This is a genomic window from Variovorax sp. P2_H12 (genome assembly GCF_056403395.1).
On the sequence record NZ_JBFUFO010000035.1, the window covers coordinates 18,743 to 33,240 of the forward strand.

Here is a 14,498-nt window from a genome sequence, read left to right on the forward strand (position 1 = left end):
GCTACACGCAGTGAGCCCAACCTGGGGGCGAGCAATACAATCCCGCCTCGATGAGCCTTGTCACCCGCTGCCCCGCATGCGACACCACTTTCAAGGTGGTGCGGGATCAGCTGCGAATCTCCGATGGCTGGGTGCGCTGCGGACGCTGCAGCCAAGTGTTCGATGCGACCGTCGATTTGCAGGAGGCGCCGGACGCCCGGCCCTCGGCGTCGGTCCCGGTCCCGATGCCGATGCCGATGCCGATGCCGATGCCGGCACCTGCGTCCGAGGCGCATTCCTTGCAGGCCGAGCCCGAGCCAACGGCCCCGCTCGACGCTGCCGATGAAGACAAGCCCGGCATTGCCGACACGGACTTTTTTGACGACGAACAGGAGTCGGGCCCGGCACCGCTCGCCGAGCCTGCGGCCTTCACCGGCGTGGTTGCCGACGTGTCGTGGCCCGATCCGGACTCCCTGCTGCTCGGCGACGAAGGCCGCATCGCGGTGCGCCCTCCCGTGCCGCCGCCGCTGTCGTTCCCGGACATCGACCTCACGCTGCCCTCGCGGCCCGCGACGCCGGCCGGCGATGCCGCGCCGCTGCAGTCTGACGACTCCGGGCATGCCCAGATGCAAAAGGCGTTGCGCCGCGCGCGCGTCAAATCCGCCAAGATCGCCAAGGCGAAGGCCAGGGCGCGAGGGGATGCCGCGGCCGATGTGGCGCCGATGGTGCTGGCCGCGAGCGAGTCCGAGCCGACCGCTGCTGCGGCTGTGCTGCCCGAGCCCGCGCCGACCTTCTTCGGCGTCGACGAAGCCTCCTCCTGGTGGCGCCGTGCCGCAGTCCGGCGCTCGCTGTTCGCCACGGCCGTGTTGGCGGCCTTGCTTCTGCTCGTCCAGGTGCTGCACCACGAGCGCGACCTGATCGCCGCGCGCCAGCCCGCCTTGCGCCCGCTGCTCGAGACGCTGTGCCGTGTGACCGGCTGCGAGCTTTCGGCGCTGCGGCAGATCAACGACATCAAGCTCGACGGCGCCTCGTTTGCGCGCGAGAAGAGCGGCGACGGTTTTCAGCTCAACTTCACGCTGCGCAACGCCGCCGCCGTGCCGCTCGCGATGCCCGCGGTCGAGCTGTCGCTGCTCGACACGCAGGAGCGGGCCGTGGTACGGCGCGTGCTCATGCCTTCCGAGTTCGGCGCGCCGGCGGTGCTGCCTGCACGTGCCGAGCGCGCGGCCTCGCTGTCGCTCGAGCTCGGCGGCGCCGAAGCCGCATCGATGCCGCCGGTCGCCGGCTTTCGCATCGAGGCGCTCTATCCCTGAGCGATCCGACCCTTCAGTTTCTTTTATCCAACCAGTGGCTCATCCATGGCAGCAGTGATTTGCGGTTCCCTCGCGTTCGACACCATCATGACTTTCGAAGGGCGGTTCGCGGACCAGATCCTTCCGGACCAGTTGCACATCCTGAACGTATCCTTCCTGGTGCCCGGCCTGCGGCGCGATTTCGGCGGCTGCGCCGGCAACATCGCCTACAGCCTCAACGCGCTGGGCGGTACGGCGTTGCCGATGGCAACCGTCGGCAGTGACGGTGCCGATTACCTCGAGCGCCTGCGCACGCTGGGCATCAGCACCGAGTTCGTGCGGCAGGTCGAGGACACCTTCACGGCCCAGGCCATGATCATGAACGACCGGGACAACAACCAGATCACGGCCTTCCATCCGGGCGCGATGCAGCAGGCCCACATCACGCGCATTGCTGCGCGCGAGGACATCCGGCTCGGCATCGTGGCGCCCGACGGCCGCGAGGCCATGCTGCAGCACGCCGAGCAGTTCCAGGCGGCCGACATCCCCTTCGTCTTCGATCCGGGCCAGGGCCTGCCGATGTTCGACGGCAAGGAGCTGGCGCATTTCGTCGAGCTGGCGAGCTGGGTCGTGGTCAACGACTACGAAGGCAAGATGCTGTCGCAGCGCACCGGCTGGAGCCTGGCCGAGATCTCGAAGCGGGTGCGAGGCCTGGTCGTGACGCTGGCCGCCGAAGGCTGCGAGGTCTGGATCGGGGGCGAGCGCGAGCACGTGCCGGCGGTGAAGCCGGCGGCGGTGATCGAGCCCACCGGCTGCGGCGATGCCTGGCGCGGCGCGCTGCTGTTCGGCCTCGAGCAAGGCTGGTCGCTGGCACGCTGCGCGGCGCTCGGCAATCACCTGGGTGCGCTCAAGATCGCGCAACGCGGCCCGCAGAACTACCAGGTGGACCGCGAGGCCCTGGGCCTGGCGGCCTGAGCAAGGCCATTCCGGCGCCCAAAAGAAAAGCCCGACACCCGACGCGGCGTCGGGAGGCTCAATGAAAAAGCCCGACACCCGACGCGGCGTCGGGAGGCTCAATGAAAAAGCCCGACACCCGACGCGGCGTCGGGAGGCCCAATGAAAAAGCCCGACACCTTGCGGTGTCGGGCTTTTGCCTTCAAGGCCGCTGAAAAACTCAGGGCTTGCTGGCCGTCGGGAACGGCCACGCAGCCTGCGGGTTCAGCGTCGTCTGCGCAGCAGGGGCAGGCGCTACGGCAGCCTTGGCAGGCGCCTTTGCGGCCTTCTTGGCAGCAGGCTTCTTGGCGGCAGGCTTGGCAGCGGGCTTCTTCGCGGCTTTCTTGGCAGCGGGCTTCTTTGCCGCAGCCTTTTTCGCCGGCGCCTTCTTGGCGGGGGCCTTCTTCGCAGCGGCCTTCTTGGCCGGCGCCTTCTTGGCGGCTGCCTTCTTGGCAGGAGCCTTCTTCGCCGGGGCCTTCTTCGCCACTACCTTCTTGGCAGGAGCCTTCTTCGCCGGTGCCTTCTTGGCGGCGACCTTCTTGGCCGCTACCTTCTTCGCCGGAGCCTTCTTGGCCGCGACCTTCTTGGCCGGCGCCTTCTTGGCTACGACCTTCTTGGCGGGAGCCTTCTTTGCCGGAGCCTTCTTTGCAGCGGCTTTCTTAGCCGGCGCTTTCTTTGCAGTTGCCATTTCTATTTCTCCTTGATCAAGTTGAAAAAATCAACCTTTTGAAGCACTCCACGCATGTTGGTCAGCGTGAAGCGATTCATGGCGTTGGAACGGTTTCCAGCACCATGAACACCTGCACCCTCAGCGATGCCGCACTCTCCGGTGCGGTGTGTCGATGAGAGTTATTTCTGGATGCACTTTGTTTTTTATCGGAAGAGATTCAATCCCAGGAGAGCGCACCGCCCGACTGGTACTCGATCACGCGGGTTTCGAAGAAGTTGCGCTCCTTCTTGAGGTCGATCATCTCGCTCATCCAGGGGAACGGGTTTTCCTCGTTCGGGAAGAGCGTTTCGAGGCCGATCTGCTGCGCGCGCCGGTTGGCGATGTAGCGCAGGTAGCCCTTGAACATGGAGGCGTTCATGCCGAGCACGCCGCGCGGCATGGTGTCCTCGGCGTACTTGTATTCGAGCTCGACGGCCTTCATGAAGAGGGCCTTGATCTCGGCCTTGAACTCGGCCGTCCAGAGATTCGGGTTCTCGAGCTTCAGCTGGTTGATCAGGTCGATGCCGAAATTGCAGTGCATCGACTCGTCGCGCAGGATGTACTGGTACTGCTCGGCGGCGCCGGTCATCTTGTTCTGCCGGCCCAGCGCCAGGATCTGCGTGAAGCCGACGTAGAAGAACAGGCCTTCCATCAGGCAGGCGAAGACGATCAGCGACTTGAGCAGGGTCTGGTCGGTCTCGTGCGTGCCGGTCTTGAAGTTCGGATCGCTGATGGCGTCGATGAACGGGATCAGGAACTGGTCCTTCTCGCGGATCGAGGCCACTTCGTTGTAGGCGTTGAAGATCTCGCTCTCGTCCAGGCCGAGCGATTCGACGATGTACTGGTAGGCGTGCGTGTGGATCGCTTCCTCGAAGGCCTGGCGCAGCAGGAACTGGCGGCATTCGGGCGCCGTGATGTGGCGGTAGGTGCCCAGCACGATGTTGTTGGCGGCCAGCGAGTCGGCGGTGACGAAGAAGCCGAGGTTGCGCTTGACGATGCGGCGCTCGTCCTCGGTCAGGCCGTTCGGGTCTTTCCAGAGCGCGATGTCGCGCGTCATGTTCACTTCCTGCGGCATCCAGTGGTTGGCGCAGGTGGCGAGGTATTTTTCCCAGGCCCACTTGTACTTGAACGGCACCAGCTGGTTGACGTCGGTCTGGCCGTTGATGATGCGCTTGTCGGCGGCCTTGACGCGATGCGTCGCGGGTGCAGCTTGCGTGGCCGGAGCCGGACGCACCGCCGCGCCGTCATCGAGCGTGCGTGCGGCGAGGGGCGCTTGAGGGGCAATTTGCGAAGTCGGGAACTCCGACGAGCGGGCGACTGGCGCGCCGCTGTTCGATGGGTGCCGCAGTCCTTGCTGCAGATCCTTTGGCAAGGAGGGCTTGACTTCTTCGTCCCAGGTCAACATAGAAAAATCCAATGCTCAAATTATGTGAGCAACGATGTGAGTTGCAAAGTGCTCCTCACGTCGCGCTTCAATTATGTGGTCGTTATGTTGTTCGCATGCATCGCAATTTGTCGGTCGATGCCGCGAACCACCACAACTTCACGCCGACATCACTGGCAAGCTTCGCAGGTCGGATCGTCGACGCCGCAGAACGCGATGTCGGTGGCGGGCATCGAACTCAGTTGCGCTTGCGCTGCGAGCGCCGCGGCTTCGAGCGCGCTCATGCCCGACGGCGCATCGCTGCCGCCCGAGGACACCGCGTTGAGGCGGCCCGATTGCACGGTCGATTTCTCGGCGTGCGTCGCGCTCTGCGTACGCAGGTAGTAGGTGGTCTTGAGGCCGCGCAGCCAGGCCAGCTTGTAGGTGTCGTCGAGCTTCTTGCCCGATGCGCCGGCCATGTAGATGTTGAGCGACTGCGCCTGGTCGATCCACTTCTGGCGCCGCGAGGCCGCTTCGACCAGCCAGGTGGTCTCGATCTCGAAGGCCGTGGCGTAGAGCGCCTTGACGTCCTGCGGCACGCGGTCGATCGGCCGCAGCGAGCCGTCGAAATGCTTCAGGTCCATCACCATCACGTCGTCCCACAGGCCCAGGCGCTTGAGGTCGCGCACCAGGTAGTGGTTGATGACCGTGAACTCGCCCGACAGGTTCGACTTGACCGAGAGGTTGCCGAAGCAGGGTTCGATCGAGGCGTCGACGCCGATGATGTTGGAGATGGTCGCGGTCGGTGCGATGGCCACGCAGTTGGAGTTGCGCATGCCGTCGGCCTTGATCTTCTGGCGCAGCGCGTCCCAGTCGAGCGTGGCCGAGCGGTCGACCTCGACGTAGCCGCCGCGGGCCTTCTCGAGCAGGTCGAGGGTGTCGGGCGGCAGGATGCCCTTGTCCCACAGCGAGCCCTTGTAGCTCGAGTACTTGCCGCGCTCGCGCGCCAGGTCGGTCGAGGCCCAGTAGGCGTGGTAGCAGATCGCTTCCATCGATTCGTCGGCGAACTGAACCGCTTCCTGCGAGGCGTAGGGGATGCGCAACTCATAGAGCGCGTCCTGGAAGCCCATCAGGCCGAGGCCGACCGGGCGATGGCGCAGGTTGGAGTCGCGCGCCTTCTTGACCGCGTAGTAGTTGATGTCGATCACGTTGTCGAGCATGCGCATCGCGGTCGAGATGGTGCGCTGGAGCTTGGCCTGGTCGACCTTGCCGTCCTTCAGATGCTGCAGCAGGTTGACCGAGCCGAGGTTGCAGACCGCGGTTTCGGTGTCGCTGGTGTTGAGTGTGATCTCGGTGCAGAGGTTCGACGAATGGACCACGCCGGCATGCTGCTGCGGCGAGCGCACATTGCAGGCGTCCTTGAAGGTGATCCAGGGATGGCCGGTCTCGAACAGCATCGTGAGCATCTTGCGCCAGAGGTCCGAGGCCTGCAGCGTGCGGCTGGGCGTGATCTCGCCGCGCGCGGCCTTTTCTTCGTAGGCCACGTAGGCGGTCTCGAAGTCGAGTCCGAACTTGTCGTGCAGGTCGGGCACGTTCGACGGCGAGAACAGGGTCCAGGTGCCCTTTTCCATCACGCGGCGCATGAACAGGTCGGGGATCCAGTTGGCCGTGTTCATGTCGTGGGTGCGGCGGCGGTCGTCGCCGGTGTTCTTGCGCAGCTCGAGGAATTCCTCGATGTCGAGATGCCAGCTTTCCAGGTAGGTGCAGACCGCGCCCTTGCGCTTGCCGCCCTGGTTGACCGCGACGGCCGTGTCGTTGACCACCTTGAGGAAGGGCACCACGCCCTGCGATTCGCCGTTGGTGCCCTTGATGTGGCTGCCGAGCGCGCGCACGCGGGTCCAGTCGTTGCCCAGGCCGCCGGCGAACTTCGACAGCAGCGCGTTTTCCTTGATCGACTCGTAGATGCCGTCGAGGTCGTCGGGCACGGTCGTCAGGTAGCAGCTCGACAGCTGCGAGCGCAGGGTGCCGCTGTTGAACAGGGTCGGGGTGCTCGACATGAAGTCGAACGAGGACATCACTTCATAGAACTCGATGGCGCGGGCTTCGCGGTCGATCTCGTTGAGCGAGAGGCCCATCGCGACGCGCATGAAGAAGGCCTGCGGCAGCTCGATGCGCGACTTGCGCACGTGCAGGAAGTAGCGGTCGTAGAGGGTCTGCAGGCCGAGGTAGTCGAACTGCAGGTCGCGCTCGGGCTTGAGCGCAGCGCCCAGGCGGGCGAGGTCGAACTGCTGCAGCTTCTCGTCGAGCAGCTCGTTGTCGACGCCCTTCTTGATGAACTGCGGGAAGTAGTCGGCGTAGGCCTGGGCCCGTTCGGCCAGCGGTACTTCGCGGCCGATCACTTCCTTGAAGATCGTGTGCAGCAGCAGGCGGGCGGTGGCGAAGGTGTAGTCGGGGTCCTTCTCGATCAGCGTGCGGGCGGCCAGGATCGAGGCCTTGTAGACCTCGTCCAGCGGCACACCGTCGTAGAGGTTGCGCATGGTCTCGGCCACGATCGGGCCGGAGGTGATGCTGTCGCCCAAGTTGGTGCAGGCGGACTCGATCAGGCTCTTGAGCTCGTTGAGGTCGAGCGCGACGCGCTCGCCGCGGTCGAGCACGTGCAGCGTGGACACCGCGATCGGCGCGTCCTGCTCGCCCTGCTTGCTGCGCTCCTGGGAGCGGCGTTCGCGGTAGAGCACGTAGGCGCGCGCGATCTCGTGGTGGCCGCCGCGCATCAGGCCGAGCTCGACCTGGTCCTGCACGTCCTCGATGTGGAAGGTGCCGCCGCCCGGACGCGAGCGCACCATGGCGCGCACCACGGCCTGGGTCAGGGTGTCGACCGTCTCGCGCACGCTGGCCGAGGCCGCGCCCTGGGTGCCGTGCACCGCAAGGAAGGCCTTCATCATCGCGATCGCGATCTTGTTCGGCTCGAAGGGAACGACCGCGCCGTTGCGGCGAATGATCTGGTAGTGGGCCAGCGCATCGCCGGCGGGCGAGCCGGCGACGTCGCGCTGCTGCGGCGTCGAGGAAGCAGCGTGGGAGGCGCGGGGGGCGGAGGGGGTGTTCAGGGCAGTTTGCATGCGAATCCTCGGTTGGCAATTCTTGTTGGGGCGGCGGTGCCAGCGCGGCCATGGTTTTTGGCGTCGGGCGCCGGGCAGGGCACACTATATCTAGGGTCTCGTGGGGCTACAACCCACTAGATGTAGTGTTTTCGACAATTTTCAATGAATGTGAACCAGGGCGAGCAGGCGTCGGATCGCGCGTCTGCCCCATGGCCAGTGAAAGACGTTATCGCAGTCCGCGACAGCCGGGCGTTTCAGCCGCATTTGGGCTTGGAAACCGCATGGTTGCTGAGCTTGAGCGCTTGCGTGGGTGCCGATGCCGCGTCGCATCGACGACGCATCGCACCCCGCCACCCGATTGAAAAAAACTAGCGGGCCATCGCGGCCGGGGGGAACATCGCCCGATTCCAGCCGAGTTGGCGCTGCAGCAGGTGCCAGTCGAAGCCGGCGCCCGGGTCTTCCTTGCGGCCCGGCGCGATGTGTTCGTGGCCGGCGATGAAGCCGATGGCATGGCGCTGCGCGATCGCCGGGCACAGGCTGGTCAACGTTTCGTACTGGGCGCTTTCGAACGGGCCGCCTTCGATGCCCTCGAGCTCGATGCCGATCGAATCGTCGTTGCAGTTCGCGCGGCCGCGCCACCAGGATGCGCCGGCGTGCCAGGCGCGGTCGTCGCAGCCGACGAACTGCCACAGCTCGCCGTTGCGCCGCACATAGAAGTGCGCCGAGACCTCGAGACCGCGGATGCTGTCGAAATAGGGGTGCGCATCCCAATCGAGGCGGTTGGTGAAGAGTTGCTGGACTTCGTCGCCGCCGTAGCGTCCCGGTGGCAGGCTGATCGAATGCAGCACGATCAGGTCGATGTGGGCGCCGGCCGGACGCGGCCCGAAGTTGGGCGAGCGCAATTGCCGCGCGAATTGATACCAGCCGTCCCGCCAGAGGCCGGTGGCCGCTTCGGGCTCAGGTCGGCGCCGGGCCGCCAGAGCGGCGAGGTCCGCGCTTCGCACGGACGGGCGGCCTGCAGCGTCCCCCTCGGGGGGCAGCGACCCACACGCAGTGGGGGAGCGTGGGGGCTCAGTCTCAGTCTCAGGCCGGCGCCGGGCCGCCCCAAGGCGGCCTGCGGCCCCCTCGGGGGGCAGCGACCCACTCGCAGTGGGGGAGCGTGGGGGCTCAGTCTCAGGCCGGCGCCGGGCCGCCCCAAGGCGGCCTGCGGCCCCCTCGGGGGGCAGCGACCCACTCGCAGTGGGGGAGCGTGGGGGCTCAGTCATCACCGAGGGCATTGGCGTCGTCGCCGTTCGGTGTCGCGATGCCCAGGCGCGCGATCCGGTAGCGGATCTGCCGCAGGCTGAGCCCGAGCCGGTTGGCCGCGGCGGTGCGGTTGAATCCGGTCTCCTGCAGCGCGCGGATCAGGATCTCGCGCTCCTGCTGGTCGAGGTAGCTCTGCAGGTCGTTCGGCACCGCGGGCGCGGTTCTCGACGCCGGCGCGGCGCCGGTGGCGGGCGCCGCCGCGTACGCCGGCGGCGCCGGTTCCGACAGCAACGGTTCGGCCAGCAGCGCCGTGCTGTCGACGAAATCGAGGTGCAGCATGTCGCCGTCGCTCAGCGCCACCGCGCGGTGCAGCAGGTTCTCGAGTTCGCGTACGTTGCCGTTGAGCGGGTGCTCGGCGAGCCGCAGCAGCACCTCGGCCGACAGCGTCGGCACCGGCATGTCGGCGTCGCGCCCGATGCGTGCCAGCAAGGCCTTGCACAGCGCCGGCAGGTCGCCGCGCCGTTCGCGCAGGGCCGGCACCGCGATCTCGATCACATTGAGGCGGTAGAACAGGTCCTGCCGGAAACGGCCGGCCTGCACCTCCGCGTGCAGGTCCTTGTGGGTGGCGCTCACGATGCGGACGTCGACCGCGTCTTCCTGGGTCGAACCGATCGGGCGCACGCTGCGCTCCTGGATCGCGCGCAGCAGCTTGGACTGCATCGCCAGCGGCAGGTCGCCGATCTCGTCGAGGAACAGCGTGCCGCCGCGCGCGGCCTGGAAGTAGCCGTCGCGGTCCTGGGAGGAGCCGGTGTAGGAGCCCTTGCGGGCGCCGAAGAATTCGGCCTCGAGCAGGTTCTCCGGGATGGCGCCGCAATTGACCGCGACGAAGGGGCCGTCGCTGCGCTGGCTGCAGGCGTGCACGGCCCGCGCGACCAGTTCCTTGCCGGTTCCGGATTCGCCGCGGACCAGCACCGGCGCCATGCCGCGGGCCACCTTGGCGATGCGCGCCTTGACGACGCGCATCGGCTCCGAGTCGCCCACCAGGCGCTCGAGCGCGGCCGCGCCGCCGCTGCCGACCGTGCTCGCGATCTTGGCGCCGTCGTCCGCCCGCTCGTCGACGGGGCGCACCGCGCGGGCGTTCGCGAGCTGCGCCGTGGCCTGCACCGCGGAAGCCACCACGGCCCGGAACTGCTTCAGGTCGACCGGCTTCGTCAGGTAGTCGAAGGCGCCCGCCTTGAGGGCCTCGACCGCGTTCTCGGCCGAGCCGTAGGCCGTCATCACGACGCAGCGCTCGCCGCGCTGGTCCTGCTGAATGCGCAGCAGGATCTCCATGCCGAGGCCGTCGGGCAGGCGCATGTCGGTGATCACGGCATCGAAGCGGCCGGCTTCCAGGTGCTGCGAAGCCTCGGCGACACTGCCCGCGGCCTGCACCCGGTAGCCCTCGCGCAGCAGCGTGAGTTCGTAGAGCGTGCGCAGATCGGGCTCGTCGTCGACGACGAGGATCTGGGCGGGGCGCGGGGTGGACGGGTGCGGGGTGCTCACGCCGCTATTGTGTCAGCCGGGTCTCGGCGGCGGCAAACGCAATGGAGAACTCGTTGCCCTCGGGGCCGCCCGGCGACAGTGCGCGGCGTTCGTAGCCGATCGTCGCGCCGTGCCGCTCGCACAGCTCCCGACACAGGAACAGGCCCAGGCCGCTCGAGCGGCTTTCGGACGAGAAGAAAGGCTCGAACAGGTGGCGCTGCACCGCGGGCTCGAGCGGCGCGCCGTCGCTCCAGATCTGCAGCGTGGCCCGGCCGCTGGGGCTGAGCCGGGTGGCCACCTGGATCGAGCCGTCGCGGTCTCCCGCATAGCGCGCCGCATTGTCGAGCAGGTTGACGAGGATGCGGCGCAGATGCTCGACATCGAAGCGCACGGCGCTGTCCGGGGCACCGAGCGCCAGCAGGACGCCCTGGCGCTGCGCCTGCAGCACCCATTCTTCGGCCAGCGCGCGCACCGTCGGATCGAGGGCCACCTGTTCGCCGAGCGGCAGCACGCGCTGCTGCCGGGCCCGCGCGACATCGAGCACGTCGTCGACGATGCGCGACAGGCGCTGCGCGTTCTGCTGGACCATGGTCGTCAGCTGCCGGTGCCCCGGGTCGACCAGGTCCTCGGCCAGCAGCGCGCTGGCCTGGGTGATGGCGGCCAGCGGGTTGCGGATCTCGTGCGCCACTGCGGCCGACATGCGGCCCATGGCGGCCAGCTTCTCGGTGCGGATGCGGGCCTCGAGTTCGCGCAGGTCCTGCAGGAACATCACGCAAAGGCCCTCGGACTGGGGGTCCGGCGAGCGGGTCAGCCGCGTGCGCACGCGGACCTCGCGCGCGGCGCCCTGGGCCTGGGCGACGGGGATCTCCTTCGACTGCGGCGTGCGGCGGGCGAACGTCTGGCGCGCCAGCTCGGCCAGGGAGACCCAGGCCGGATGGGCGCTGAGCGTGAAAGGCACCTCGAGGTCGGCCAGGCCCTGGCCCAGGATCGCGTCGGCGGCCGGATTGGCTGCGTGGACCTGGCCCTGCGAATCGAGCACCAGAACGCCTTCGCTGAGGGTCTCGATCACCAGGTCGTTGACCAGCGCGTGCATCTGCGCCGCGCTGCGGCTGTGCTGGGCCAGCGCCTCTTCGCGCGTGAGCCGGCGCGCCATCTCGTGGGCGAGCAGCGCGACCACGAACAGGCCGGTGCCGGTCAGCGCCGCCTGCACGAAGCGCGGCGAGGTGTCGGACGGCTGCTCCAGCCAGTACCAGGCCGCATGGCCCAGCAGCAGCAGCGTGGCCGCCGCGGTGGTGCCGAGCCCGACGGCACCGGTGCCCAGCACGGCGCCCATCAGGACCGGCAGCGCGAACAGCGGCGAGTAGTTGATGCTTCCCACCTGGAGCACCTGCAGCGCGGTGAAGATGACCAGGTCGACGCCGATGGTGGAGAACCAGGCGCGGCCCAGGCCGCGCAGCAGCTGGAACGGCGCAAAGCGCGCGGCCAGCAGCGCCGCCACCAGGTAGCCCGTGCACAGCGCGACCGCCACCGGTTGCGGCGTCTGCCCGAGCGCCAGGGCCACGGCCTGCAGCAGCAGCAGCACCGCGGCCACGAAGCAGCGCGCGGCCACGAAGCCGCGCCACAGGCGCAGCAGCGCGGTGCTTTGGCCGCTGAATCGTTCGAGCGAACTCCAGTCGGTCGCCGGTTCGCCCCGGGCGCGCAGGAACGCGGTCATGCCTGGCGCGCCGGGCGGGAGTTCATTTCTTGCCGGCTTGGCGATGCGCCGGGCTGCAGTACACGGCGCCATCGGGGCCGCTGATCGCATCGGCGGCGGGCAGGTGGAGGCCGCAGTGCGCGCAGCGCACCATGGCCTGCGGCGCACCGACGGCCGGGGGCTTGCTCGGCGGCGGACGCGACTGCATTTCCTCGCGCCGGTTCTTGCGCCAGAGCCAGATCGCGATGAAGACCACCGCGAAGACGAGCAGGTATTTCATGGGTTTGCGCGCGTCAGCACGACTTCAAGCACGAAGCGCGAGCCGACGTAGGCCAGCAGCAGCAATGCCGAGCCCGCGTAAAGCACGCGCCGTGCGGTGCGGCCGCGCCAGCCGAAGCGCGCGCGGCCGGTCAGGAGGATCGCGAAGGTGAGCCAGGCCAGCACCGAGAACACGGTCTTGTGGTCCCACTTCCAGCCGCGCGCCGTGCCGCCGTACAGCGTCTCGCTGAACAGCAGCCCGGCCAGCAGCGTGGCCGACAGCAGGACGAAGCCCGCGGTCACGAAACGGAAGGTGAGCCGCTCCATGGTCAGCAGCGGCACGCCGCCCTGCGGCTCGGCGGCGAGCCGGATCTGCTTCTCGGCCCGCGTCATGAGCCAGGCATGGACCACTGCGGCGCCGAACAGGCCGTACGAAGCAATGCCGAGCGCGAGGTGCAGCGGCAGCCATGGCGAGGCCGAGACATGCAGCGGCGTGCCGGGGAACAGCACCGCCAGCAGCACCGCGGCCGCGCCCAGCGCCGCGAGCGCGCGCCGGACCTTGAGCTGCGGATAGAGGCTGCTTTCGATGGCGTAGACCGTCAGCACCAGCCAGGCCGTGACCGAAATGGCCGGGGCAAAGCCGAAGCGCGGGCCTCCGCCGACCAGCCCGGCGCCCAGCGTCAAGGCGTGCAGCAGCCAGGCCAGCACCAGCATCCACTGGGTCGAGGAACGGCTGAGCCGGGCGGCGGCGGCGGCAGTGACGCCATAGGCGGCGGCGGTGGCGATGCCCAGTGCCACGCCGAGCGGGGAGGGGATCGCTAAAATCATCGGCTGGAGTTTAGCTTCTCGCCTTCTGCGGAAGCCCGCCGCTCCCGTCTTCATACCGGTCCCGTCCAGCGGGAAGCATCCATGGCCAGCGCCCTCACCGAAAAATTCACCCGCCTCGTCAAACAGGTCAGCGGCCAGGCCCGCATCACCGAAAGCAATGTCCAGGACATGCTGCGCGAGGTGCGCATGGCCCTGCTCGAGGCCGACGTCGCCTTGCCCGTCGTGCGCGATTTCGTCGCTCGCGTGAAGGAAAAGGCGCTCGGCCAGGAAGTGCTCGGCTCGCTGAAGCCGGGCCAGGCGCTGGTCGGCATCGTGAACCGCGAGCTGGCCGCCACCATGGGCCAGGGCGTGGCCGACATCAACCTGGCGGCCCAGCCGCCGGCCGTGATCCTGATGGCCGGCCTGCAGGGCGCCGGCAAGACCACCACCACCGCCAAGCTGGCCAAGCACCTGATCGAGAAGCGCAAGAAGAAGGTGCTGACGGTGTCGGGCGACGTCTACCGGCCGGCCGCGATCGAGCAGCTCAAGACCGTGACCAAGCAGGCCGGCGCCGAGTGGTTCCCGAGCACGCCGGACCAGAAGCCGCTCGACATCGCGCGCGCCGCGCTCGATCACGCCAAGCGCCACTTCTTCGACGTGCTGCTGGTCGACACCGCCGGCCGGCTGGCGATCGACGAGGTCCTGATGACCGAGATCCAGCAGCTGCATGCGGCGCTCGACCCGGTCGAGACGCTGTTCGTGGTCGACGCGATGCAGGGCCAGGACGCGATCAACACCGCCCGCGCCTTCAAGGAGGCGCTGCCGCTGACCGGCATCATCCTGACCAAGACCGACGGCGACTCGCGCGGCGGCGCCGCGCTGTCGGTGCGCCAGGTCACGGGCGTGCCGATCAAGTTCGCCGGCGTCAGCGAGAAGATCGACGGCCTCGAGGTGTTCGACGCCGAGCGCCATGCCGGCCGCATCCTGGGCATGGGCGACATCGTCGCGCTGGTCGAGCAGGTCACGGCCGGCGTCGACGTCGCGGCGGCGCAGAAGCTGGCGGCCAAGGTCAAGAGCGGTGCCGGCTTCGACCTCAACGACTTCCTCGGCCAGCTGCAGCAGATGAAACAGATGGGCGGGCTGTCGAGCATCCTCGACAAGCTGCCGGCCCAGATGGCGGCCAAGGCGACCGAGGCCGACATGACCCGGGCCGAGCGCGACATCCGGCGCAAGGAGGGGATCATCAACAGCATGACGCCGCTGGAGCGCCGCAAGCCCGAGCTGCTCAAGGCCACGCGCAAGCGCCGCATCGCCGCCGGCGCCGGGGTCCAGGTCCAGGAAGTGAACCGGCTGCTCAACGAGTTCGAGCAGATGCAGGGGATGATGAAGAAGATGAAGGGCGGCGGCCTCATGAAGATGATGAAGCGCATGGGCGGCATGAAGGGGATGCCGCCGATGGGCGGAGGCGGCGGGATGCCGCGCTTCTGAGCACGATCGTTTCGACCATGAAAAAACCGCCCGAGGGCGGTTTTTTCATGGGGGA

Annotated in this window: 11 protein-coding genes; 3 read left to right on the top strand and 8 right to left on the bottom strand. The window is 68.0% G+C overall.

Annotated elements, in window-relative coordinates:
* The first annotated feature begins 50 nt into the window (after positions 1-50).
* A complete protein-coding gene (locus AC1DYK_RS25415) occupies positions 51-1,289 on the top strand; it encodes a zinc-ribbon and DUF3426 domain-containing protein (protein ID WP_478168810.1) in 1,239 nt (412 codons plus the stop codon).
* 45 nt (positions 1,290-1,334) lie between these two features.
* Positions 1,335-2,243, top strand: coding sequence for a carbohydrate kinase family protein (locus AC1DYK_RS25420; protein WP_478168811.1), 909 nt, complete (start codon positions 1,335-1,337; stop codon positions 2,241-2,243).
* Positions 2,244-2,442: 199 nt separating this feature from the next.
* Here AC1DYK_RS25420 and AC1DYK_RS25425 read toward each other — a convergent pair whose 3' ends face one another.
* The 8 genes from AC1DYK_RS25425 to AC1DYK_RS25460 all read right to left on the bottom strand — a co-directional run bounded on the left by AC1DYK_RS25425 (position 2,443) and on the right by AC1DYK_RS25460 (position 12,976).
* Positions 2,443-2,949 carry a histone H1-like DNA-binding protein gene (locus AC1DYK_RS25425; protein WP_442284989.1) on the bottom strand — a complete coding sequence of 169 codons (507 nt, stop codon included), beginning with the start codon at positions 2,947-2,949 and terminating at the stop codon, positions 2,443-2,445.
* A gap of 199 nt (positions 2,950-3,148) precedes the next feature.
* Positions 3,149-4,375: a ribonucleotide-diphosphate reductase subunit beta gene (locus AC1DYK_RS25430; RefSeq protein WP_478168812.1), complete on the bottom strand. Its 1,227-nt coding sequence runs from the start codon at positions 4,373-4,375 to the stop codon at positions 3,149-3,151.
* A gap of 149 nt (positions 4,376-4,524) precedes the next feature.
* On the bottom strand, positions 4,525-7,449 hold the full coding sequence (locus tag AC1DYK_RS25435) for a ribonucleoside-diphosphate reductase subunit alpha (RefSeq protein WP_478156931.1): 2,925 nt from the start codon (positions 7,447-7,449) through the stop codon (positions 4,525-4,527).
* 350 nt (positions 7,450-7,799) lie between these two features.
* A complete protein-coding gene (gene ampD, locus AC1DYK_RS25440; RefSeq protein WP_478168836.1) occupies positions 7,800-8,411 on the bottom strand; it encodes a 1,6-anhydro-N-acetylmuramyl-L-alanine amidase AmpD in 612 nt (203 codons plus the stop codon).
* Positions 8,412-8,688: 277 nt separating this feature from the next.
* A complete protein-coding gene (locus tag AC1DYK_RS25445; RefSeq protein WP_478168813.1) occupies positions 8,689-10,218 on the bottom strand; it encodes a sigma-54-dependent transcriptional regulator in 1,530 nt (509 codons plus the stop codon).
* A gap of 4 nt (positions 10,219-10,222) precedes the next feature.
* Positions 10,223-11,911 carry a sensor histidine kinase gene (locus tag AC1DYK_RS25450; protein ID WP_478168814.1) on the bottom strand — a complete coding sequence of 563 codons (1,689 nt, stop codon included), beginning with the start codon at positions 11,909-11,911 and terminating at the stop codon, positions 10,223-10,225.
* Between the two features lie 22 nt (positions 11,912-11,933).
* A complete protein-coding gene (locus tag AC1DYK_RS25455; protein WP_478168815.1) occupies positions 11,934-12,170 on the bottom strand; it encodes a PP0621 family protein in 237 nt (78 codons plus the stop codon).
* Positions 12,167-12,976, bottom strand: coding sequence for a cytochrome C assembly family protein (locus AC1DYK_RS25460; RefSeq protein WP_478168816.1), 810 nt, complete (start codon positions 12,974-12,976; stop codon positions 12,167-12,169). The genes AC1DYK_RS25455 and AC1DYK_RS25460 overlap by 4 nt, the downstream gene beginning before the upstream one ends.
* A gap of 81 nt (positions 12,977-13,057) precedes the next feature.
* Between AC1DYK_RS25460 and ffh the strand changes: the two genes are divergently transcribed.
* Positions 13,058-14,443 carry a signal recognition particle protein gene (ffh, locus tag AC1DYK_RS25465; protein WP_478168817.1) on the top strand — a complete coding sequence of 462 codons (1,386 nt, stop codon included), beginning with the start codon at positions 13,058-13,060 and terminating at the stop codon, positions 14,441-14,443.
* Positions 14,444-14,498 lie beyond the last annotated feature (55 nt).